This is a genomic window from Bacillus sp. 11B20 (genome assembly GCF_056098985.1).
This window is the reverse complement of sequence record NZ_JBLZWZ010000008.1, coordinates 164,322-187,152: the sequence shown is the minus strand read 5'-3', so window position 1 is coordinate 187,152 and position 22,831 is coordinate 164,322. Positions and strand designations below refer to the sequence as shown.

General features: G+C 41.8%; 25 protein-coding genes. 24 read left to right on the top strand and 1 reads right to left on the bottom strand.

Features of this window, described 5'->3' with window-relative positions; all coding sequences use genetic code 11:
* Window positions 1-156 precede the first annotated feature (156 nt).
* The 17 genes from trpE to ypjB all read left to right on the top strand — a co-directional run bounded on the left by trpE (window position 157) and on the right by ypjB (window position 16,099).
* The gene (gene trpE / locus ACN6NB_RS10150; protein WP_064497534.1) at window positions 157-1,704 is read left to right on the top strand and encodes an anthranilate synthase component I; all 1,548 of its coding nucleotides are present in this window, start codon (window positions 157-159) and stop codon (window positions 1,702-1,704) included.
* Complete coding sequence (trpD, locus tag ACN6NB_RS10145) at window positions 1,676-2,698, top strand: anthranilate phosphoribosyltransferase (protein WP_474253346.1); 1,023 nt, start codon at window positions 1,676-1,678, stop codon at window positions 2,696-2,698. The genes trpE and trpD overlap by 29 nt, the downstream gene beginning before the upstream one ends.
* On the top strand, window positions 2,691-3,443 hold the full coding sequence (gene trpC, locus ACN6NB_RS10140) for an indole-3-glycerol phosphate synthase TrpC (RefSeq protein ID WP_474253345.1): 753 nt from the start codon (window positions 2,691-2,693) through the stop codon (window positions 3,441-3,443). Before trpD ends, trpC begins: the two co-directional genes overlap by 8 nt.
* Window positions 3,440-4,108 (top strand): phosphoribosylanthranilate isomerase, encoded by a 669-nt coding sequence (locus ACN6NB_RS10135; protein WP_474253344.1) that lies wholly within the window; start codon window positions 3,440-3,442, stop codon window positions 4,106-4,108. Before trpC ends, ACN6NB_RS10135 begins: the two co-directional genes overlap by 4 nt.
* Complete coding sequence (trpB, locus tag ACN6NB_RS10130; RefSeq protein ID WP_041085889.1) at window positions 4,089-5,291, top strand: tryptophan synthase subunit beta; 1,203 nt, start codon at window positions 4,089-4,091, stop codon at window positions 5,289-5,291. Before ACN6NB_RS10135 ends, trpB begins: the two co-directional genes overlap by 20 nt.
* Entirely contained in the window at window positions 5,284-6,087 is an 804-nt protein-coding gene (gene trpA / locus ACN6NB_RS10125) for a tryptophan synthase subunit alpha (RefSeq protein ID WP_047203219.1), read from the top strand. The genes trpB and trpA overlap by 8 nt, the downstream gene beginning before the upstream one ends.
* An 11-nt stretch (window positions 6,088-6,098) precedes the next feature.
* The gene (gene hisC, locus ACN6NB_RS10120) at window positions 6,099-7,196 is read left to right on the top strand and encodes a histidinol-phosphate transaminase (protein ID WP_474253343.1); all 1,098 of its coding nucleotides are present in this window, start codon (window positions 6,099-6,101) and stop codon (window positions 7,194-7,196) included.
* A 115-nt stretch (window positions 7,197-7,311) separates the two neighbouring features.
* The gene (locus tag ACN6NB_RS10115) at window positions 7,312-8,427 is read left to right on the top strand and encodes a prephenate dehydrogenase (RefSeq protein ID WP_144490274.1); all 1,116 of its coding nucleotides are present in this window, start codon (window positions 7,312-7,314) and stop codon (window positions 8,425-8,427) included.
* 10 nt (window positions 8,428-8,437) lie between these two features.
* Window positions 8,438-9,724: a 3-phosphoshikimate 1-carboxyvinyltransferase gene (aroA, locus tag ACN6NB_RS10110; RefSeq protein ID WP_251180423.1), complete on the top strand. Its 1,287-nt coding sequence runs from the start codon at window positions 8,438-8,440 to the stop codon at window positions 9,722-9,724.
* A 280-nt stretch (window positions 9,725-10,004) separates the two neighbouring features.
* Window positions 10,005-11,276 carry a tetratricopeptide repeat protein gene (locus ACN6NB_RS10105; protein WP_039179527.1) on the top strand — a complete coding sequence of 424 codons (1,272 nt, stop codon included), beginning with the start codon at window positions 10,005-10,007 and terminating at the stop codon, window positions 11,274-11,276.
* A 75-nt stretch (window positions 11,277-11,351) separates the two neighbouring features.
* Window positions 11,352-11,891: a ReoY family proteolytic degradation factor gene (locus ACN6NB_RS10100; protein WP_008344562.1), complete on the top strand. Its 540-nt coding sequence runs from the start codon at window positions 11,352-11,354 to the stop codon at window positions 11,889-11,891.
* Window positions 11,892-11,952: 61 nt separating this feature from the next.
* Entirely contained in the window at window positions 11,953-12,399 is a 447-nt protein-coding gene (locus ACN6NB_RS10095) for a YpiF family protein (RefSeq protein ID WP_144494365.1), read from the top strand.
* 144 nt (window positions 12,400-12,543) lie between these two features.
* The gene (locus ACN6NB_RS10090; protein ID WP_007500911.1) at window positions 12,544-13,050 is read left to right on the top strand and encodes a ubiquinol-cytochrome c reductase iron-sulfur subunit; all 507 of its coding nucleotides are present in this window, start codon (window positions 12,544-12,546) and stop codon (window positions 13,048-13,050) included.
* A 2-nt stretch (window positions 13,051-13,052) separates the two neighbouring features.
* On the top strand, window positions 13,053-13,727 hold the full coding sequence (gene qcrB / locus ACN6NB_RS10085) for a menaquinol-cytochrome c reductase cytochrome b subunit (protein WP_003215804.1): 675 nt from the start codon (window positions 13,053-13,055) through the stop codon (window positions 13,725-13,727).
* 41 nt (window positions 13,728-13,768) lie between these two features.
* On the top strand, window positions 13,769-14,536 hold the full coding sequence (locus ACN6NB_RS10080) for a menaquinol-cytochrome c reductase cytochrome b/c subunit (RefSeq protein WP_039179522.1): 768 nt from the start codon (window positions 13,769-13,771) through the stop codon (window positions 14,534-14,536).
* A gap of 100 nt (window positions 14,537-14,636) precedes the next feature.
* The gene (gene lhaT / locus ACN6NB_RS10075) at window positions 14,637-15,230 is read left to right on the top strand and encodes a lipoprotein heptaprenylglyceryl N-acetyltransferase LhaT (RefSeq protein ID WP_474253342.1); all 594 of its coding nucleotides are present in this window, start codon (window positions 14,637-14,639) and stop codon (window positions 15,228-15,230) included.
* 65 nt (window positions 15,231-15,295) lie between these two features.
* Window positions 15,296-16,099, top strand: a complete 804-nt coding sequence (gene ypjB, locus ACN6NB_RS10070) for a sporulation protein YpjB (RefSeq protein ID WP_034280441.1) — start codon at window positions 15,296-15,298, stop codon at window positions 16,097-16,099.
* Between the two features lie 30 nt (window positions 16,100-16,129).
* Here the strand turns inward: ypjB and ACN6NB_RS10065 are convergent, their stop codons facing one another.
* A complete protein-coding gene (locus ACN6NB_RS10065) occupies window positions 16,130-17,002 on the bottom strand; it encodes a YitT family protein (protein WP_024422789.1) in 873 nt (290 codons plus the stop codon).
* 137 nt (window positions 17,003-17,139) lie between these two features.
* On the opposite strand from ACN6NB_RS10065, the gene ACN6NB_RS10060 reads away from it, so the two are divergent.
* Genes ACN6NB_RS10060 through ACN6NB_RS10030 form a run of 7 tightly spaced genes read left to right on the top strand, consistent with a single transcriptional unit; the run spans window position 17,140 to window position 22,711 of the window.
* A complete protein-coding gene (locus ACN6NB_RS10060; protein WP_024422788.1) occupies window positions 17,140-17,475 on the top strand; it encodes a nucleotide pyrophosphohydrolase in 336 nt (111 codons plus the stop codon).
* A 5-nt stretch (window positions 17,476-17,480) separates the two neighbouring features.
* Entirely contained in the window at window positions 17,481-18,284 is an 804-nt protein-coding gene (gene dapB, locus ACN6NB_RS10055; RefSeq protein ID WP_039179514.1) for a 4-hydroxy-tetrahydrodipicolinate reductase, read from the top strand.
* A 17-nt stretch (window positions 18,285-18,301) separates the two neighbouring features.
* Window positions 18,302-18,721 (top strand): methylglyoxal synthase, encoded by a 420-nt coding sequence (gene mgsA / locus ACN6NB_RS10050; protein ID WP_034280445.1) that lies wholly within the window; start codon window positions 18,302-18,304, stop codon window positions 18,719-18,721.
* Window positions 18,708-19,412 (top strand): bacillithiol biosynthesis deacetylase BshB1, encoded by a 705-nt coding sequence (bshB1, locus tag ACN6NB_RS10045; protein ID WP_064497524.1) that lies wholly within the window; start codon window positions 18,708-18,710, stop codon window positions 19,410-19,412. The genes mgsA and bshB1 overlap by 14 nt, the downstream gene beginning before the upstream one ends.
* Window positions 19,413-19,414: 2 nt before the next feature.
* Window positions 19,415-20,560, top strand: a complete 1,146-nt coding sequence (gene bshA, locus ACN6NB_RS10040) for an N-acetyl-alpha-D-glucosaminyl L-malate synthase BshA (protein ID WP_039179506.1) — start codon at window positions 19,415-19,417, stop codon at window positions 20,558-20,560.
* A complete protein-coding gene (locus ACN6NB_RS10035) occupies window positions 20,553-21,755 on the top strand; it encodes a CCA tRNA nucleotidyltransferase (protein ID WP_106025041.1) in 1,203 nt (400 codons plus the stop codon). The genes bshA and ACN6NB_RS10035 overlap by 8 nt, the downstream gene beginning before the upstream one ends.
* On the top strand, window positions 21,728-22,711 hold the full coding sequence (locus tag ACN6NB_RS10030) for a biotin--[acetyl-CoA-carboxylase] ligase (RefSeq protein ID WP_474253341.1): 984 nt from the start codon (window positions 21,728-21,730) through the stop codon (window positions 22,709-22,711). Before ACN6NB_RS10035 ends, ACN6NB_RS10030 begins: the two co-directional genes overlap by 28 nt.
* Window positions 22,712-22,831 lie beyond the last annotated feature (120 nt).

The window sequence follows — 22,831 nt, the reverse complement described above, 5'->3', positions numbered from 1 at the left end:
GGGTAGTTGAGATGAGTAGAGTTGAGCAGAGATACGATACTTCTATTTAATCATACTGCCTAAAAGAGAAACCCTCTTTTAGGCTTATTTCGTATACTCATACAAACCCTCTATATGTCCCCTCATTCTCCTTAATCCCATTTAAGGAGTGTGCTTATGAATTCCCAATCAAACCTGACCCAATTTTTAAAGGACAGTGAGTCCTACAAAACAATCCCAATTGTTGAAACCATTACAGTCGATACGCTCTCACCGATTCAAATTGTTGAAAAACTCAAACAAGATATTGTGTATTTGCTAGAAAGCAAAGATGAGTCTTCCAGCTGGTCGAGATATTCTTTCATTGGATTGCACCCGTTTTTAACCTTGCATGATGACCAAAACAAATACATTGCACGTGACGCTTCGGGGCAGGAAGTCATGCAAAAGCAAGAGCTGAAAGAACTGCTGGATTGGATGAAAGAGCAATATCAAATCAAAGCGCCAAATATTGATATCCCATTTACAGGTGGGGCAGTTGGGTACTTAAGCTACGATCTGATTCCAAACATTGAACCTTCTGTCAGGCCTCATCGAAACGCATCGCTGGCAGATAATTGCACATTATTTGTCTGCCAAACGATGATCGCCTTTGATCATGAAACGAATCATGTTCATTTTATCCAGTACACCCAGCTAACCGGACATGAAGCAGAAGACGAAAAAATACGCGCTTACAAAGAAAATCAAAAACAGCTTGAACAGATGATTCACAAGCTCCATTCAAAGACTGATATGAAAGAACTGATTTTAACAGGGAATATGAACGAGCCGCCATCTTTTGAACATGTGACGTCAACCTATGAAAAAGCGCAATTTTTAAAGGACGTAGAAAAAATCAAAGAATACATTCGAGCGGGTGACATTTTCCAAGGTGTCCTCTCGCAGCGATTTGATATCCCTGTATCAGTGAGTTCATTTGAGTTATACCGCGTGCTTCGGATTGTGAATCCATCTCCTTATATGTATTTTATGAAATTAAAAGACCGTGATTTAGTCGGCAGCTCGCCAGAACGATTAATCCATGCCAAAAACGGGCATCTAGAAATCCATCCTATTGCAGGCACAAGAAAAAGAGGAAGAACAAGAGAAGAGGATGCTGAGCTAGCAAAAGAGCTGCTTGAAGATGAAAAGGAAAAAGCGGAGCATTACATGTTAGTGGATCTTGCCAGAAATGATGTAGGCCGTGTGGCAGAATACGGCAGTGTGTCCGTACCGACCTTTACAAAAGTAGTAAATTTTTCACATGTCATGCACATTATCTCCATTGTGACAGGAAAGCTAAAGCGGGATACACATCCAGTCGATGCGCTCATGTCCGCTTTCCCAGCAGGCACATTAACAGGTGCCCCGAAAATAAGAGCGATGCAATTATTAAATGAAATGGAGCCTGAGCCAAGGGAAACGTATGGCGGTTGTATTGCTTATATTGGATTCGACGGTAATATCGATTCCTGTATTACCATTCGTACGATGAGCGTCAAAAATCAGACCGCTTCTATACAAGCAGGCGCCGGCATTGTGGCTGATTCTGTCCCAGAAAACGAGTGGGAAGAGACTTGTAACAAGGCAGGAGCACTTCTGAAAGCCATTCAGCTTGCGGAACATATTTTCTCAGAAAAGGAGAGTGTGCAGGATGAATCACCGACTATCAGCTCTTGTTAATGGAGGCTTTCTATCAGAAAATGAAGCAAATAAACTCATGCAAGATATGATGAGCGGCTTTTTAACAGATGCTGAAGTCGCTGCAAGTCTTTCCATTTTAGCGCATAGAGGAGAAACCGCTGAAGAAATGACGGGTTTTGTGAAAGCCATGCGGCAAAATGCGGCGCCAATGGAACGATCGCTTGATGTTGTTGATACTTGCGGCACAGGAGGCGATGGCCTCTCCACCTTTAATATATCAACTGCCGCTGCGATTGTTGCTTCCGCTGCTGGAGCCAAAATCGCCAAACATGGAAATCGATCAGTTTCTTCTAAAAGCGGGAGTGCCGATGTACTAGAGTGTCTTGGGATTCACATTCAATCCACACCGGAAGAAACAAGAAGACAAATACAAGAGAAAAACATGGGCTTTTTATTTGCACCATTGTATCATTCATCTATGAAACAAGTAGCCACAGTCCGCAAGCAGCTCGGCTTCCGGACGGTATTTAATCTGTTAGGACCGCTTTGCCACCCAATGCAAGCCAAAAAGCAAATCATCGGCGTCTACTCAAAGGAAAAGGCAAAATTAATGGCAAAAGCCCTTGCGCCATTAGAGCCAGAACATGTGCTGTTTGTTTGCGGAGAAGATGGGCTGGATGAATTAACGATTACAGCAAATTCATATGTGATTGAACTCAAAAAAGATGTCATGACAGAATATACACTCAATCCAGAAGACTTTGGGCTGCAAAAAGGATATTTATCAGATATTCAGGTCCAATCACCGGAAGAGAGCGCCAAATTGATTCAGAATATATTGAATCATCAAACAGTAGGGGCGCCGCTTCATATTACAGCCCTGAATGCTGGAGCGGCTTTATATGTCGCAGGGAAGTCAGAAAACCTCATGGCAGGAACATTAAAAGCGATTGAAACGATTAAAAACGGCGCAGCCAAAGAACAATTGGTTCGTTTAAAACAAAAAACGAGAGAGGAAGAGATCTATGCTTAATCAAATCATTGCCCGCAAAAAAGTACATGTCCAAACATTGCAGTTACCAGTAGATGAACACTTTGAAAGACGATCATTTAAAGAAGCACTCATGAATCCTCATCGCTCAATTGGTCTAATTGCTGAGGTGAAAAAGGCGTCTCCTTCCAAAGGAATCATTCAACCAAATTTTGATCCTTTACAAACAGCAAAAGCTTACGAAAAATCCAACGCTGATTGCTTATCTGTTTTAACGGATGAACCATTCTTTCAAGGAAAAAACGAATACTTATCCCTCATTAAAAAACACGTAGATCGTCCAATTTTAAGAAAAGATTTCATCATTGACTCCATACAGGTAGAAGAGTCAAGACGTATAGGAGCAGATGCCATTTTATTAATTGGAGAAGTACTTGAGCCGCAAAAGCTGCACGAGCTCTATGCTGAAGCGAAAGAGAATGGACTTGATGTCCTTGTCGAAGTACATGCAGCAGATACACTGGAAAATATTTTAAAGTTGTTCACTCCTGAAATCATTGGAGTGAACAACCGGAATTTAAATACATTTACAACAACAGTTGAACAAACAAAAGAGATTGCCCCCCTCGTTCCAAAAGAGGTCTTACTAGTGAGTGAGAGCGGGATTCAAACATTTGATGATCTAACCTTTGTGAAGAATCATGGAGCGGGTGCAGTCCTTGTAGGAGAATCATTAATGAGAGAACAATCACAAGAAAAAGCCGTTCAGACATTGTTTGGAGAATGAACAGGATGAAGCCTTATGTAAAATATTGCGGGGCAGTATCACAAGAAGATGTGGAATGTATTGCGCAATCTCACGCAGATGCCATCGGATTTATTTTTGCTCCAAGTAAAAGACAAGTCCAGCCAGATCAAGTGAAACAATGGCTCACCCAAACAAAGTGTAAGAAAAAGATTGCCGGTGTATTTGTAAATGAAAAGATTCAAAAAGTGCGCGAGATCACAAAACATATACCTTTAGATATCGTACAGCTTCATGGAGATGAAACGCAGGATGACGCAAAAGAAATCAAACAACAAACAGGGGCTGTCGTTTGGAAAGTGTTTCATCACGAGCCCGATGTAACAAGAACGCTTGAAAAAATGACGTCATTTGCGCCTGTTGTCGATGGCTTCCTTATTGATGCAAAAGTAAAAGGGATGAGAGGCGGCTCTGGAACAGCTTTTGCTTGGGAGGCAGTGCCTCTATACGTTAAACATGCAAAACGGCTGGGGAAGACTTGCGTAATTGCAGGCGGCATCACACCAGAAACGATAGCAGATCTGCTCGCCTATGGTCCAGAAGCGATCGATCTTTCAAGCGGAATAGAAGAAAACGGAAAGAAAAGCAGCGCTAAGATCGAAGCGCTCGAAGAAAGGATGTTAAATGATGTACGCATATCCAAATGAAATTGGCAGATACGGAGAATTCGGAGGGAAATTTGTCCCAGAAACGCTCATGCAGCCACTTGCAGAAATCGAACAGGCATTTCGTGAATTAAAAGAAGATCCTGCTTTTCAAGCAGAATATGTATCACTACTTCAAAACTATTCAGGCAGACCAACTGCGCTTACATATGCTGACCAAATATCAGCATACCTCGGCGGCGCAAAGATCTATTTAAAAAGAGAAGATTTAAACCACACTGGTGCTCATAAAATTAACAATGCGCTTGGGCAGGCCCTGCTTGCGAAAAAAATGGGGAAATCAAACATCATCGCGGAAACAGGCGCAGGTCAGCACGGAGTAGCTGCTGCAACGGTAGCCGCAAAGTTCGGGTTATCCTGCACGGTCTTTATGGGAAAAGAAGATGTGGAAAGACAATCACTCAATGTCTTCCGAATGAAACTGCTTGGCGCTGAAGTCATACCTGTCACAAGCGGAAATGGTACATTAAAAGATGCAACAAACGAAGCCATTCGCTATTGGGTTCAGCACTGCAGTGATCATTTTTATATGATCGGCTCCGTTGTTGGCCCTCATCCGTATCCTCAAATTGTTAGCGAGTTCCAGCGCATGATTGGTGATGAAGCAAAAGAGCAGCTGCTTGAAAAAGAAGGAAGACTTCCTCATAAAGTCATTGCCTGTGTTGGCGGCGGAAGTAATGCCATTGGAATGTACCGGGCATTTTTAGATGAAGAGGTAGATATCATTGGTGTAGAGGCAGCTGGAAAAGGAATCGATACGCCGCTCCATGCTGCAACCATCACGAAAGGAACCAAAGGTGTGATCCACGGGTCTTTGACCTATTTAATCCAAGACGAATTTGGCCAGATTATTGAGCCATATTCTATTTCCGCTGGTTTAGATTATCCTGGAATTGGACCAGAGCACGCCTATTTACATGCGAGCGGACGGGTTCAATATGTGAGTGCGACAGATCAAGAAGCACTAGATGCCCTAAAACTGCTGACTGAAAAAGAAGGAATACTTCCAGCAATTGAATCTGCACATGCGCTAGCCAAGGCGTTTGAGGTAAGCAAGACGATGAATGAAGATGAAATCGTTCTTGTCTGCCTGTCAGGAAGAGGCGATAAGGATGTGCATACATTAATGAACGTGCTTGAAAGTGAGGGGAAACAAAATGATTAGATTTCAATTAGAGCAAGATGAAAAATTATTCATCCCATTTATCACAGCAGGAGATCCGTCAGAAGACATCACGATTGATTTAGCTATCTCCCTTCAAGCAGCCGGTGCACATGCGATTGAACTCGGTGTTCCTTATTCGGATCCACTAGCGGACGGTCCTGTCATTCAAAGAGCCTCCAAAAGAGCTCTAAATCATGGCATGAATATCGTAAAAGCGATAGAATTAGCAGGGAAGATGAAAAAAAACGGTGTAAAAATTCCTGTAATTCTATTTACGTATTATAATCCTGTGTTACAATTAGACACAGAATACTTTTTCGCTTTACTGCGCAAAAATCATATTTCGGGACTCTTAACACCCGACTTGCCGTTTGAAGAGAGCAGCGAGCTGCAAAAGAACTGTCAAACCCATGACATTTCATATATTTCACTCGTTGCACCAACAAGCAAGGAACGATTAGTAAACATTGTAGAGCAGGCAGAAGGTTTTGTGTATTGTGTTTCATCTCTTGGTGTAACTGGTGTCAGACAATCCTTTGACGCGTCAATTACAGATTTTATTCAACAAGTGAAACAGCTGAGTCACATACCGGTTGCGGTCGGTTTTGGCATCTCAACAAGAGAGCAGGTAGACTCAATGAATAAACTGAGTGACGGCGTCGTTGTCGGCAGTGCACTTGTGAAGAAAATTGAAGAGCTTCAAGAACAATTGCTGGCAAGTGATACACGTCAAGAGGCTTTAAGAGAATTTGAAACATATGCAAAAACATTTAGTCCCCTCTATTCATTCAAATGAGGTGAAACATTTTGCAAATCAAAGATCAATTAAAACAGCTAAAACCGTATCAACCTGGGAAACCAATTGAAGAGGTCAAAAAAGAATATCAATTAGACAAAATTGTGAAATTGGCTTCAAATGAAAACCCTTTTGGATGTTCCGTACATGCAAGAGAGGCGATACAAGCTGAGCTCGAACATTTAGCGATTTATCCAGATGGATACAGCGCAAGTTTAAGAACAGAGCTTGCTGAGTTTCTTCAAGTAAGTGAAAAACAATTAATTTTCGGGAATGGCTCAGATGAACTTGTGCAAATTATTGCGAGAGCATTCCTTGACCAACATACAAATACCGTCATCCCATCACCATCTTTTCCGCAATACCGTCACAATGCAGTGATTGAACGTGCTGAAATTCGAGAAGTGCCTCTTCTAGACGGAGGAGCTCACGATCTGAAGGGCATGCTGGATGCGATCGATGAAAACACGAAGGTTGTCTGGGTATGTAATCCAAATAACCCGACAGGAAATCATTTGTCAGAATCTGAGCTTGTGGCGTTTTTAGACGAAGTGCCGGCTCACGTGCTTGTTGTACTAGATGAAGCGTATGTTGAATACGTTCGTGCAGAAGATTTTCCAGACAGTTTATCTTTATTACAATCCTATCAAAATGTCATTGTACTTCGAACGTTTTCTAAAGCGTATGGACTTGCAGCACTTCGAGTAGGCTACGGGATTGCATCAGAAGAGCTGATTACTGCCATTGAACCAGCGAGAGAGCCGTTTAATACTAGCCGTATCGCTCAGGCAGCTGCGCGTGCAGCGATAAAAGACCAAGACTTCATTCAATCATGCAGACAGAAAAATGAAGCAGGTCTCAAGCAATACCAAGATTTCGCTGACCGTTTTGGACTATATATCTATCCATCTCAAACAAACTTTGTGCTGATTGATTTTAAACGAGATGCAGATGAATTGTTCAATGCATTATTGAAAAAAGGTTACATTGTTCGTTCCGGTAAAGCACTTGGTTTTCCGACTTCTTTACGTATTACCGTCGGAACAAAAGAGCAAAATGAAGAAATTCTAAGTACACTTGCCGATTTACTGCAAGGCATTCGTGCGTAGCATAACCATAAAGTCATATCCTAATGCAGGATATGGCTTTCATTGTACCAACCTCCTATACATATAAGCTGTTGAAATAGGTTGTTTAATTTTCGTGAAAAATCAGGTGATGAATATGAACGATGCAAACGAAACAATATTAATCGCTGGACTCGGTTTAATCGGTGGGTCCATTGCACTCTCGATTAAAAAAGAGTATCCTCATAAAAAAATTGTAGGATTTGATGTTTCCAAAGAGCAAATGGTTGCTGCAACAAAGCTGGGAATTATTGATGCAACAGCTGATTCGTTTCTAGCGGGTTTAGAAGAATCTTCGACCATTATTTTGGCAACACCTGTCCAGCAAACAGTAAAGATGCTTAGTGATATTGCAGACTCTGGAATTGAAAGAGAGCTCACAATCACTGATGTCGGCAGCACAAAGCAAAAGGTCGTCCATTTTGCTGAAAAAGCGCTGCCTGAGCATTACCAATTTATTGGTGGACATCCAATGGCAGGCTCTCATAAGTCAGGTGTTATTGCAGCAAAAGACTTTTTATTTGAAAATGCGTTCTACATTTTAACGCCTGCAAAGGAAACAAACCGTCAAGCTGTTGATCGGTTGATGGATTTGTTAAAGGGGACAAATGCTCATTTCATCGAGATGACACCAGAAGAACATGATGCTGTGACAAGTGTCATTAGCCATTTTCCTCATATTGTTGCAGCCAGCCTTGTGCATCAAGCGCATCATTTTGAAGAACAATTCCCACTTGTTAAACGGTTTGCTGCTGGAGGCTTTCGTGATATCACACGAATTGCTTCAAGTAATCCTGCAATGTGGCGAGATATCCTGCTGCACAATAAACACAAGATTTTAGACCGTTTTCATGAATGGAAAAAAGAGATTAACCGCATTGAGACCTTCGTACAGCAAGAAGATGCTGAAGGATTGTTCTCTTATTTTCAAGATGCAAAGGAATATCGCGATGGACTTCCTCTAAGGAAAAAAGGAGCTATTCCTTCTTTTTATGATCTGTATGTCGATGTTCCGGATCACCCTGGGGTCATTTCGGAGATTACAGGGCATCTAGCAAGTGAAAACATTAGTATTACAAATATCCGTATTATTGAGACGCGGGAAGACATTAATGGGATTTTACGCATTAGTTTTCAAACAGATGACGACCGCAAGCGTGCAGAAATCTGTATAAAAAATAGAGCGAATTACGATACATTTTATGCTGACTGAGGTGACAAACATGAAAATTCATAAAAATGCTCCTATGAATGGAGAAATTCATATCCCAGGTGATAAATCTATTTCACATAGATCAGTGATGTTTGGTGCAATTGCTGATGGAACCACAGTAGTGAAAAACTTTCTTCCTGGAGCTGATTGTTTAAGTACGATTGATTGCTTTAGAAAGATGGGCGTTGAAATTGAACAAAAAGGGACAGATGTTGTCATTCATGGTAAGGGACTGAAAGAGCTCAAGGAGCCGTCTGACATTCTCGATGTTGGCAACTCTGGTACAACCATTCGATTAATGATGGGAATATTAGCTGGTTGTGAGTTCCACAGTACACTAATTGGTGATGAGAGTATTGCCAAAAGACCAATGAAACGTGTGACGGGTCCGCTTAAACAACTAGGAGCCAAAATAGACGGCAGAGCAAATGGCGAGTATACACCACTATCTATACGTGGCGGTCATTTAAAAGGCATAACTTATGAATCTCCAGTGGCAAGTGCACAAATTAAGTCCGCTGTCCTTTTAGCTGGGCTGCAAGCAGAGGGCACAACGACATTAATTGAACCACATAAATCAAGAGATCATACAGAAAGAATGCTCTCAATGTTTGGTGTAAAACTAGATGAAGATAAACAAAGTGTTTCCATTGAAGGCGGCCAAACATTAACAGCAACAGATATATTTGTTCCTGGGGACATCTCTTCAGCTGCATTTTTCCTTGTAGCTGGATCAATCGTTCCGAATAGCCAGATTGTCTTAAAAAAAGTCGGGCTAAACAAAACAAGAACAGGTATTATTGATGTACTGAAACTTATGGGGGCAAATCTTGAGATCAATGAAGTAGATGCCAAAGGCGGAGAACCGTACGGTGATTTAACCATTTCTACTTCATCATTAAAAGGGATTGAAATTTCTGGTGACATGATTTCAAGACTCATCGATGAAATTCCGATTATTGCGCTTCTTGCGACCCAAGCAGAAGGAACAACAATCATTAAAGATGCCGCTGAGTTAAAAGTAAAAGAAACCAATCGAATTGATACAGTCGTATCAGAACTTAAAAAACTCGGTGCTGATATTGAAGCAACAGATGATGGTATGAAGATTCATGGTAAAACTAAGCTTCAAGGCGGCGCAGTCGTTTCAAGCTACGGAGATCACCGTATCGGTATGATGCTGGGAATTGCCGCATGTGTGACAAAGCAAGCAATTGAGATTGAAGATACGGAAGCTGTTCGTGTCTCATACCCAAATTTCTTTGAACACATTGAATATTTAACGAAAACAGTCTGAGGATGTCCTCAGGCTTTTTCTTTCCTTCTGCATATTTGTCAGAAATATAGCATAGCTTGTCTCAAGGTGAAACCTTGAAAAAAAACATTTTGTCCGATAAAAATAGTGTCTGCAGTTTACAAATCATCAGTTTCGTATAGGATGAAATGAAAAACAGTCTTTAAAACACAAAAATGGGTTCATTTTAAAAGAGCAACATATTTGCTGGATGTGCACCTGTCGATTATGATATGAAGTAACAATAGTTTAGGTTTTTGGAAACAGAAAGGAACGGTTTGATTTGAATAGTTCATTACAAGAAGCCATAAAATTAGTTGAGGCGGGTGAGACTGAAAAAGGACTCCAAACACTTGCTCAAGCAGAGAAGCATTTGCATGATGAAGAAAAGGCGCAAGCGGCTCAATTATATTATGATTGGGGAGATATCGATAAAGCACGGAATCTCATCAGTGATTTACATGATTTATATCCAGAGGAAACAGGTTTAACGTGTTTTTATGCAGAGCTGCTGATTGACTCTGATGAAGAAGAGAAGGCGATTGCAGTATTAGAAACGATTCCTGAAGATGATGATGCGTACCCAGAGAGTTTATTGTTAATGGCAGATTTGTATCAAATGCAAGGACTATTTGAAGTCAGTGAACAAAAGCTTTTAAAAGCGAAAGAACTACTTCCGAATGAAGCTATCATCGATTTTGCATTAGGTGAGTTGTATTTTTCTCAAGGTCTTTCAAAGAAAGCGGCTGATTTTTTCTACAAAGTGGCAGATCAACAGCATGAGGTTGGCGGGGTCAATGTGTATCAGCGGCTTGCTGAATCACTCAGTACAGCTGGAGAATTTGAGGATGCACTTGAATGGTACGAAAAGGCAGTAAAAGATCAAGCAGACCCGAACACTCTTTTTGGCTACGGATTTACAGCGATGAGGGCTGGCAGAACAAAAACAGCCATTCAGCAGCTTACAGAACTGAAAGATATTGATCCATCCTATTCGTCACTTTATATGCCTTTAGCGAAAAGTTATGAGGAAGAAGGACTATATCACGAGGCTTTAGAGGTAGTAAAAGAGGGTATTAAAGTTGATGAGTATAACAAAGAATTATATTTATATGGTGCCAAGATTGATTTGAAAAATGGGGATTCAGAAGATGCGAAAAAACTGCTTCAAGAAGCACTTGCTCTCGATCCGGGTTATATTGAAGCAGTTCAAACATTGCTGGCGATCTATTTAAATGAAGAGCTGTTTGATGAAATTCTAGATGTTATTAAAGAGGTTAAAAGCTTTGGGGAAGATGATCCAAAATGGAATTGGTATGCTGCATCTGCTTCTGTCGGGCGAGAAGAATACAAAGAAGCTGCCGAGTATTTCAAGCTTGCCCTGCCTGATTTTGATGAGGAACGTGACTTTTTATATGAATACGCTTCGTTCCTTTTAGAAGAGGGCAGACAAAAAGAAGCACTGCCGTTATTACGCAAAGTTCTAGAGAAAGATGGCACAAATGAAGAAATTGAAGAAACGATTTTAAGAATTGAAGACGAAATTTCCTTATAGTTTGCAGGAATGAAGAACTGGTTTGTTGAATAATTCATGTATAGCAATTTAATTTACGATAGAGGAGGGAATAACATGCAGACCCCTGTTTCTGTCAATGAAAAGAAGGAATTTATCCGGTGGTTCTTAAACCATTATCAGCTAAAGCGAAGAGAGTGTGTTTGGATATTAAATTATTTAATGAGTCACGACTCTTTGATGGAAAAGGTTCATTTTGTAGAGCAAGCAGAATTTTGCCCAAGGGGAATCATCATGTCAACACACTGTGTGGATGAAGTTCCCTTTAGATTTTATAAAGAAAACATCATGACGACAGATGCTGAAAAATCATTTCATGATATTCGTTTGAATAAACAGCAGGACTTGTTTATTCAATTGAATTTCCGTTCTGCTTATCGTTCGCCGGAATATGCAGCTGTTCTTGAAACAAATCCCCATATTCCAAAGGATCTTTATGAGAATGAAAAAGATAAGGATCTTGCTGAGAAAGTGCTTGAGCACTCAATCGCAACTTTCCAAAAAGAACGGCTCATGAAAGAGATAGATGAAGCACTCGACCGTCATGATCAAGAAACATTTAATAAGCTGGCAAAAGAATTAAGCCTATTGTCATAAACTGAACGAATAAGCCTTGCCCTATACAGGCAGGGCTTATGTCATGAAAGAGGGGAAATTGATGAAGTTTCAAGCAGAGGACGCGGATCGCTTTTTGCAATCTAAAGCTTACATTGATACCGCTATCATTCCATTAGTTGGAATTGATGCAGATCAAATGAAACAAACCGTGTCTTTAGGAGAGTTTACTATTCTTGTAACAGAGGAACTTGAAAGACAATTAAAAGGGCGGGTTTTTCTTTTTCCACCACATACATATTTGGAAGTGAGTGACCGGAAAGAAGAAGACATACTCACAATGAAGCAGTCGCTCAAAGATCATTTTCAGCATGTCGCGCTGATCACATCTGATCACCAGTGGAAAGAGCATGCTGAGATCAGCGAATCGCTATTTTTGCTCAAGCCGGTTCCGCTGGAGCATTTGAAGGTTGAATTAAAGCAAAAAGTCATTCAAGACAGTGTAGAACAAATTTTGAACTTTTTGTTACAAAAATGGAACCCTTCATAAAAACCCTTACATTTGCATTGTACATAGCTTTTTAGGATGTTGACCTTGTGAATAGATTGATATATTATGAGGGTGTCCTAGTTTTATGAAATTTTTTCTAATTCAGTTATAAAGTAGCTGACGACCTGAGGGGGGGAGAAAAAAATGAGCGAGAAGAGACATGGAGTGTCCAGGCGTCAATTTTTGAATTACACGTTGACCGGCGTGGGGGGATTTATGGCCGCTGGAATGCTCATGCCTATGGTTCGCTTTGCGCTTGACCCTGTGCTAAAAGGAACAGAGGATCAGGATATGGTTCAAGTTGTCAGTGTAGATGAACTGACAAAGGAACCGAAGCGCTTTGACTTTAAAATTGATCAAGTAGATGCATGGTATGAGTCAAAGGAATCTAGGTCAGCATGGGTGTACAAAGAAGGGGATGAAATTGTCGCTTTATCGCCAATCTGTAAACATTTAGGATGTACAGTGAACTGGAACAGTGATCCGAAAAATCCAAACAAATTTTTCTGCCCGTGCCATTATGGGCTGTACGACAAGGATGGTACAAACGTACCCGGAACTCCACCGCTTGCACCGCTTGACCATTATAAGCAGCAAGTGAAGGACGGATACCTCTATCTTGGAAAAGCTGTGCCGAAAGGGGAAGGGTAACGATGCTTAACAAGATTTACGATTGGGTAGATGAGCGGCTAGACATTACACCGATATGGAGAGATATTGCGGATCACGAGGTGCCAGAGCACGTCAATCCAGCACATCATTTCTCCGCTTTTGTGTATTGTTTTGGCGGTTTAACGTTTTTTGTGACAGTCATTCAAGTCCTGTCGGGCATGTTTTTAACGATGTATTACGTGCCGGATATTAAAAATGCCTGGGAATCTGTCTATTATTTGCAAAATGAAGTGGCATTTGGCCAGATTGTCAGAGGGATGCACCACTGGGGTGCGAGTTTAGTCATTGTGATGATGTTTTTACATACGCTAAGGGTCTTTTTCCAAGGGGCGTATAAAAAGCCTAGAGAGCTGAACTGGATTGTTGGTGTGCTCATTTTCTTTGTGATGCTTGGACTTGGTTTTACAGGTTATCTTTTACCATGGGATATGAAGGCGCTGTTTGCGACGAAGGTTGGTCTTCAAATAGCAGAAGCAACACCTTTCATTGGTAAAGAGATCAAAACGCTGCTTGCAGGTCATCCTGACATTGTAGGGGCACAAACGCTGACGAGATTCTTCGCTATCCACGTCTTTTTCTTGCCAGCGGCATTATTTGGGCTGATGGCTGCCCACTTTATTATGATTCGTAAGCAAGGAATTTCTGGACCGCTATAAAATGTTGCGTTTGATGAATGTTCAATGAGGAGGGGATGACTTTGCATAGGGGAAAAGGGATGAAGTTTGTCGGAGATTCCAGAATACCGGCAGAAAGAAAACCTAACATACCTAAAGACTATTCCGAATATCCGGGAAAAACAGAAGCCTTTTGGCCGAACTTTCTTTTAAAGGAATGGCTTGTAGGTGCCGTTTTTTTAATTGGGTTTCTTGTCCTAACTGTTGTTCATGCGCCTCCGCTTGAGCGGATGGCTGATCCGACAGATACTGGCTATATTCCGCTGCCAGACTGGTATTTCCTATTTTTGTACCAGTTATTAAAATATGAATTTGCTGCAGGTAGCTTTACTGTCGTCGGCGCGATGATTATGCCTGGAATCGCGTTTGGTGCACTTTTGCTCGCACCATTTCTTGATTCAGGTCCAGAACGCAGACCGTATAGAAGACCAATTGCTGTAGGGATGATGATCCTTGCAGTCGGCGCAGCAACATATTTAACGTGGGAGTCTGTTGCAACCCATGATTGGGAAGCAGCGGCAAAACAAGGTGAGATTAAGAAAGAAGCAGAGATTGATACTTCAGCTGAAGAGTATAAAATTTATCAAGAGCAGACATGTATCTCCTGTCACGGGGATAACATGCAGGGCGGAGCAGCCGGACCGTCACTCGTTGACAACGGTCTTTCGCCTGAGGAGATCGCTAAAATCGCTGTAGAAGGAAAAGGCAACATGCCTAAGGGTGTCTTTAAAGGCAGTGATGAAGAACTCGAGAAGCTCTCTAAATATTTATCTGAGGTCAAATCAAAATAATTCAGTTGTTTAAATGCAAGTACAAGGATATACTCAAAAGAGAAAAAGCTGGCGCTGTCAGCTTTTTTCTGATTTTAACAGATCGTGAGTGAAGAGACATATGAGATGGATTCAATATTTGCTAGCGACGCGCTACATGCTTGTGCTGGTGCTTATGATCAATTTCCTTGGCACTGTTTATGGATACTATTGGTATATTCCGCAGCTCGTAGAGACGCCGGCTGTCTTTTTAGCTTTTGTACCAGACAGTCCAACGGCCAGCTTTTTCTTTTTATTTGTATTACTTGCGTTTTTGATGAAACGAAATGCTCCTTATTTAGAAGCACTTGCTCTTGTGACCTTGATTAAATATGGGCTATGGGCGGTAGGAATGAATATCTTTGTGCTTTTATCTGTTGATGATTTTCCGTGGGAAGGCTACATGCTGATTGGGTCTCACTTTGCGATGGCGGTTCAGGCCGTATTGTTTGCGCCGTATTATCGTTTTCAAATGCGTCATCTCGTGGTAGCGGGAATTTGGATTTTACATAACGATGTGATTGATTATGTATTTGGTATGATGCCGCGTTATTCTATGCTGTCTGCCTATTCAAACGAGATCGGCTATGCGACGTTTTGGTTAAGTATCGCGGTTCTTCTTGTTTCGTATTATCTCGTTCTATCGAAAAAATCGGTCAAGCTGGAACTCCCTTAACAATGTTGGTCTAACCTTGTCCTTTTCTTCATACGCTGTATGGAGAAGGGCTAGGAGGGACTTGCATGAAACGAAAGCCAATCGCGATGATTCTATTATTTTTTCTCGTATTACATCCGGCTGTTGCCAAAGGTGAGGAAACAGCTGCTAACACGCTGCAAGAATTAACGGAACTATCAGATTCCATCTTTCAATTAACGAGACAAGCTAAATATGATGAGGCATTACAAGTCGCATTGTATGTTGAAAAGACATTTAAAGCTGAGAATTGGCGTGGAACTTTGACGAATACGCAGATTCGGCAAATTACACTTGGCTATCAAGATATGATAAAAGGGCTGCCGCAGGAAGAATTGAATGAGCGCGAAAAGCTTCGTTATGCTTCTCAATTTAGAATGCTGCTTGATGCGATCCAGTCGGATTCTGAGCCTCTTTGGGGTTCGCTCGAGAAGCCCATTATGGGGTCTTTTCCTACTTTGAAAAAAGAAGTGAAAGATCCAGAATCAACGACATTTTATGAAACTTGGAATGAGCTGGTTTCTTTATACGATATGATCTATCCGAGTTTAACCATTGATATTTCGCCTGAAAAGCTCCAGACGATTAAGCAGCATATGGAAGTGATTGAGCAAGGTGAATTTTTAAAAGCATCAAGTGGGACAAAGCTTGAACGTCTCACGAAGCTGGAAGAGGATTTATCGAGTGTGTTTGCTCACGTCGATGAAGATGAAGCTGATCCATCCCTTTTATGGGTCATCTTAACAACTGGGAGTATCATTTTACTAACGTTAACGTATGTTGGATTTCGGAAATATCGTGCTGAAAAAGAAAAGAAGCAAAAACGTCAGGCTGATTATCCTAAATCATAAAAAAAGAAGCCCAAAACTGGTGCTTCTTTTTTAATGCGGGTTGAGCGGCTTTTTGTGTTCATCTAATGTAAAACCTTCGCCGAGTACATCATGCACGTCACTGACAGATACGAACGCATGAGGATCGACTGAGGTCACGACGCTTTTGAGGTGGACAAGCTCGTTTTTCGGAACGACGCAATAAAGGACGTTGCGCTCCTGCTTCGTATAGGAACCGACCCCTTTTAAGATGGTGACACCGCGCTCCATTTCATCCGTGATTTTCTTTTGAATGATGTCATCTTTTTCAGAGATAATCATGGCGCCTTTGGCAGCGTAAGCGCCTTCTTGCATGAAGTCAATGACCTTCGCAGCAACAAATACTGCGACAAGTGTATACATCGCTTCTTTATAGTTTAAGTAGGTAAGAGAAATGGTAATGACGCATGCGTCGAAGATGAACATTGTTCGTCCCATGGCCACCTGATAATGCTTGTTGATCAGCCTTGCAATGATGTCTACACCGCCTGTTGTACCGCCGAATTTAAAGATGATCCCGAGGCCTGTTCCGATAAACACACCTGCAAAGAGGGCGGCTAAGGCTAAATCGTGCTGGAGAGGCATATGTATTTGAAAGCGCTGGAAGATGGCAAGAAAGACAGAAAGACTGACTGTGCCTACAATTGTATAAGTAAACATCGTTCTGCCGAGCATTTTCCAGCCAATAAAAAAGATCGGAATGTTTAAGACAAGGTTTGAAATAGATGGGTCAATGTGAAATAGAAAATATAAAAGCAGTGTAATACCTGTAAATCCGCCTTCCGCCAAATTGTTCTGCATATTAAAATGAACAAGACCGAAAGAAAAAATCGCAGATCCTATTAAAATAAATACGATATTTTTAAGACGAATTTCTTTTAGCAAGAGATCACTCCTTTTTTTGCTTAGACAGCGATAATATTATATGGTATGGGAGAGAAACAAGCAAACTGAGTCTTAAACATTTGTCAAATATTTATGATTTCGCTAACATGTAAGAGATGGATAGGAGGATGAGCTTCATGACGAAAGAAAAAACGCTGCGTCACGTGCAGCAAGAAGTAGATGATTACATAGGACAATTTAAAGAAGGCTATTTCAGCCCGCTTGCCATGATGGCCCGTCTGACAGAAGAATTGGGAGAGCTGGCAAGAGAGGTTAACCATTACTATGGAGAAAAGCCGAAAAAAACAACGGAAACAGAAAAAAGTATGGAAGAAGAAATAGGCGATGTATTGTTTGTGTTAACATGCCTCGCTAATTCACTTGATATTTCACTAGAAGAAGCACATGACCGTGTGATGCATAAATTCAACACAAGAGATAAAGACCGCTGGACGAAAAAAGAAGGGAAGTAGAGACGATGACGAACGAAACCATCAAAGTAGTAATCGCTGGAGCAAGAGGAAGAATGGGGATAGAAGCTGTGAAGCTGGCGGAAGAAACAGGCCATTTTCAGCTGGTGGCCGCACTTGATCACGTGCATGAAGGAAAAAAATTATCTGATGTGATCCATACGACCTCTCATGCGCCAATTTATACGGATATTGATGTGTGTCTTTCAGAAACAGCACCAGATGTATTAATTGATCTGACGACACCAGAAATCGGGAAAGTACATACAAAAAAAGCACTTGAACATGGCGTGCGTCCAGTCGTAGGCACAACTGGATTTTCAGAAGATGACCTAAAAGAGCTTCAGCAATTAACAGAAGAAAAGGGCATAGGCTGTATTATTGCACCAAACTTTGCTGTCGGTGCAGTCTTAATGATGAAATTTGCCAAAATGGCCGCGAATTATTTTCCTGACGTTGAAATCATTGAGCTTCACCATGATAAAAAACTAGATGCCCCAAGCGGTACGGGCTTAAAAACGGCTGAAATGATTGCAGAAGTAAGAGAAAGCAAAAAGCAGGGACATCCAGAAGAGAAAGAATTGATCGAAGGGGCACGAGGAGCAGATTATGATGGTATCCGTCTTCACAGCGTGAGACTTCCTGGTATGATTGCACATCAAGAAGTGCTGTTTGGAATGGACGGACAGACGCTCACCATTCGTCATGATTCTTATAACCGTGCATCCTTTATGTCAGGCGTGAAACTTTCAGTGGAACAGGTCATGCACATTGATCAGCTCGTCTATGGTTTAGAAAATATCATCGACTAATAAGGAGTGGATTCCTGATGAACATTGCTTTAATCGCTCACGATAAGAAAAAAAGTGACATGATACAGTTTGCCACCGCGTACCGTGATATTTTGGCAGATCATACACTTTACGCAACAGGGACAACAGGTTTGAGAGTGAAAGAAGCGACGGGGCTTCCCATTCATCGTTTCCAGTCAGGACCACTTGGGGGAGATCAGCAGATCGGTGCTTTAATTGCTGATAATGCAATGGATCTTGTGCTCTTTTTTAGAGACCCACTAACTGCGCAGCCGCATGAACCGGATGTATCTGCACTCATCCGGCTTTGCGATGTGTATACCATTCCATTAGCAACCAATATGGGAACCGCTGAAATTTTAGTCAGGAATTTAAATAAAGGTACGTTTGATTTTCGAGATGTAGCAAAAAACGGAGGAACAAATGAAACGACTTGATATCCTTGCATTCGGTGCCCATAGCGATGATGTAGAGATCGGAATGGGCGGAACGATTGCAAAATACGTAAAAAAAGGGGCGCGCGTCGGGATTTGCGACTTGACCCAAGCCGAATTATCTTCAAATGGAACGGTAGAGAGCCGCAAAGAAGAAGCAAAAGCCGCCGCCGCTATTTTAGGTGTCAGAGCGAGAATCCAGCTCACACTGCCAGATAGAGGGCTGTATCTAAATGACGAAGCGATGAAGGAAATTGCGGGCGTGATTCGAACATACAAACCGAAACTGATTTTCGCTCCGCACCACCAAGATCGGCATCCAGATCATGGCCATGCGGGCTCACTTGTAGAAGAGGCCGCTTTTTCTGCAGGTATACATAAATTTGAAGATTCATACAAGCAGCCAGCGCATAAAATAAGCCAAATGTATTATTACATGATTAATGGGCACCATCGTCCAGATTTTGTGATCGATATTTCTGAGGAAATGCACCAAAAAATTGATAGCTTGCATGCGTATAAAAGTCAATTTGTTAAATCGGCAAATTCAGTAGAAACACCTCTTGTGAACGGTTATATTGATTTTGTCAAAATGAGAGAGTCTATGTATGGAAGAGAAGTCAACAAAGCTTATGCAGAAGGGTTTATCACAAAGAAACCACTTTTGATGGACGATGACTTACTTGGGGGGTAATTATGAAAAAACTGAAGGTCGGAATTACATGTTATCCAAGTGTTGGCGGATCGGGCATTATAGCCACGGAGCTTGGAAAACGTTTAGCTGAAAAAGGGCACGATGTTCATTTCATTACCTCTAGCATTCCGTTTAGGCTTAATAAAGTGTATCCGAATATTTATTTTCATGAGGTGGATGTGAATCAATATGCTGTCTTTCAATATCCGCCTTATGACCTTGCGCTGGCAAGTAAATTGGCAGAAGTCGCAAAACGAGAAAAGCTTGATATTATTCACGCGCATTATGCGGTCCCGCACGCTGTCTGTGCGTTTCTAGCCAAACAAATGACTGGACACTCTGTGAAAGTCGTTACGACGCTTCATGGAACGGATATTACGGTTTTAGGCTATGATCCATCATTAAAGGAAGTCATTCGGTTCGCCATCGAATCATCGGATCGTGTGACGGCGGTGTCGCATTCATTAGCTGCGCAGACGTACGATCTCATCAAACCAGATAAAAAGATTGATACGATTCATAATTTTGTTGATGAACGGGTGTATTTGCGTGAAGATCACGATTTGCTAAAGACACATTATGGTCTTTTACCGAACGAAAAAGTTATCATCCATGTATCAAACTTTCGAAAAGTGAAACGGGTGCATGATGTGATTCATGTGTTTCAAAAGATTTCTGAACAGGTGCAGGCAAAGCTACTGCTCATTGGTGATGGTCCTGAAAAATCGGTCGTATGCGAACTTGTGAAAAAACTGGGACTGACAGACCGCGTGTTGTTTTTAGGCAAGCAAGAGAAGGTTGAGGAGCTTTATTCAATAAGTGATTTGAAGCTGCTTCTTTCAGAGAAGGAGAGCTTTGGGCTTGTGCTTCTTGAAGCAATGGCGTGCGGTGTCCCTTGTATCGGAACGGATGTCGGAGGTATTCCAGAGGTCATTACACATGGAGAAACAGGGTTTCTTGTCCCGCTCGGCGATATAGACGGAGCAGCAAAGCACGCAGTGTCTCTGCTAAAAGACGAAGCGCTTCATGAAAAAGTGTCGGCGGCAGCTCAGTCTAGTGTTCAGGCTCATTTCTCCTCTGAAAAGATTGTGAGTGAATATGAAAAGCTTTACCTAGAATTGATCGAAGGTGATGTTGAAGATGAATGAACCATTCACACATGCGATCCCTATATTACATACACTGCACGAACATGGGCATCAGGCTTACTTTGTCGGCGGAGCGGTGAGAGATGTTCTATTAGGACGAGAAATCGGCGATATCGATATTGCGACAGATGCAACACCTGATAAGGTTGAGTCCTTATTTGAAAAAACAGTAGATGTCGGTAAGGAGCATGGCACTGTCATTGTGTTACATGAGGGTGTCAGCTATGAGGTCACGACATTTCGAACGGAATCAGAATATGAAGATTTTCGCAGACCGAAAGAAGTGGCGTTTATCAAGTCGCTTAAGGAAGATCTTTTAAGAAGAGATTTAACGATTAATGCGATGGCTATGGATATAAACGGGGAAATCATTGATCATGTAGGTGGTAAACAGGATATTAAGCGGAAACGAATTCAAACCGTCGGAGATCCTGCGTGCCGCTTTCAAGAAGATGCGCTTCGTATGATGAGAGCTGTCCGTTTTTTAAGCCAGCTTGGCTTTGAGCTGGCAGATGAGACGGCTGAAGCAATGAAAAAAGATAAACATCTGCTTGCCAACATATCGGTTGAGCGCAAAAAGATTGAAATGGAGAAGCTTTTAAAAGGCCGTCATTGTGAGCAGGCCATTCAAGTGCTCATCTCAACTAAGTTATATGAAGAATTACCAGGTCTCAAAGAGGATCGTCTTCACGAATCCTTTCAATCCTTTCCATATTACTTGCTGGATGGACTAGAAGAGGTATGGGGGGCTTGTATCCATTTGCTTGGCCTAGATGAAGCGGAGGCTGTGGTCTTCTTAAAAGAATGGAAGCTGTCAACGAAGCTTTTGAAAGACGCAATAGCTATTAGTAAATACGTTGATTGTGACTGGGATGCGGAAAACATGTTTGAAGCTGGTGAACACGTGCTCTTATCTAGTTTGAAGATCACGCAGCTAAAACATGAACGCCGCATTTTCTTTGATGAGCTGGAGGCAGCGAAGCGTTCTTATGATGCACTGCCGATTAAAAAGCTCCAAGACCTCGCTGTTTCAGGAAAAGATTTAATGGCCTTTCGGCAAAAGACGTCTGGGAAATGGATTGCAGAAGAGCTTCATTTTGTGAAAAAAGCTGTTTTGCAAAACCGTTTAGAAAACCGAAAAGAAGCCATAGAGGAGTGGCTTAAAGCATGCGATCTGCAATTAGAAAACGATTAATTGAACTATTTACAGCATCCAGCCAGGATTTTGTCTCAAGTCAGCAAATTTGTGATGAGCTTGGCTGCTCCCGAACGGCTGTATGGAAGCATATGGAGGATTTGCGAAAAGAGGGATATGAGGTAGAAGCGGTCAGAAGAAAAGGATACCGTCTGCTTCGTAAACCGGACAAAATTAGTGAGGACGAAATTCTGTTTGGTCTTGAAACAGAGAGCTTCGGCAGGCATATTTACTTTCAGAAAGAAGTCGCTTCAACTCAGCTGATTGCCCATGATCTTGTAAATGAAGGTGCGCCCCACGGCACAATCGTTGTCAGCGATCACCAGACAGACGGAAAAGGACGCCTTCAAAGAACGTGGCATTCACCAAATGGGACAGGCATTTGGATGAGTCTCATTCTCCGGCCTGAGATCCCGCTCTATAAAGCGCCGCAAATGACGCTTTTGGCATCAGTAGCCATCGCAGAGGCGATTGCGCAGCAAACAGGACTCACTCCATCTATTAAATGGCCAAACGATATTTTGTTGAATGGAAAAAAGGCCGTTGGCATTCTGACTGAATTAAAAGCAGAAGCTGACCAGGTTCATGCGGTCATTATTGGACCGGGCATTAATGTGAACCAAACAGCTGATGACTTCCCGGATGAACTAAAGGATGTCGCCACAAGTCTGCGAATGGAACTGAATGAAAAAGTGGATCGGGCTGCACTCATACAACAGATCATGTCCACCTTTGAAAAAAGATATGATGATTATATGAAGCAAGGATTTGCACCAATTAAACAACTATGGGAATCGTTAGCGATGACGATCGGTCAACATATTGTTGCCCGCACCGTCAATGGGCAATATACGGGGAAGGCGCTTGGAATCAATGAAGAAGGTGTTTTATTGCTTGAAACGGAGGACGGTATCCAAAAAATCTACTCCGCTGACATTGAGATCAAGTCAACTTGAGTGGAACACCCGGCACATTTTTGATATACTTCGTGTGGGCAGTATCTGCAAAGAACTGTACCTGTTAGGAAGAAAAATTTGATAAATTTCTGCCTTGATCCTAAGGGACTTGGACAGAGG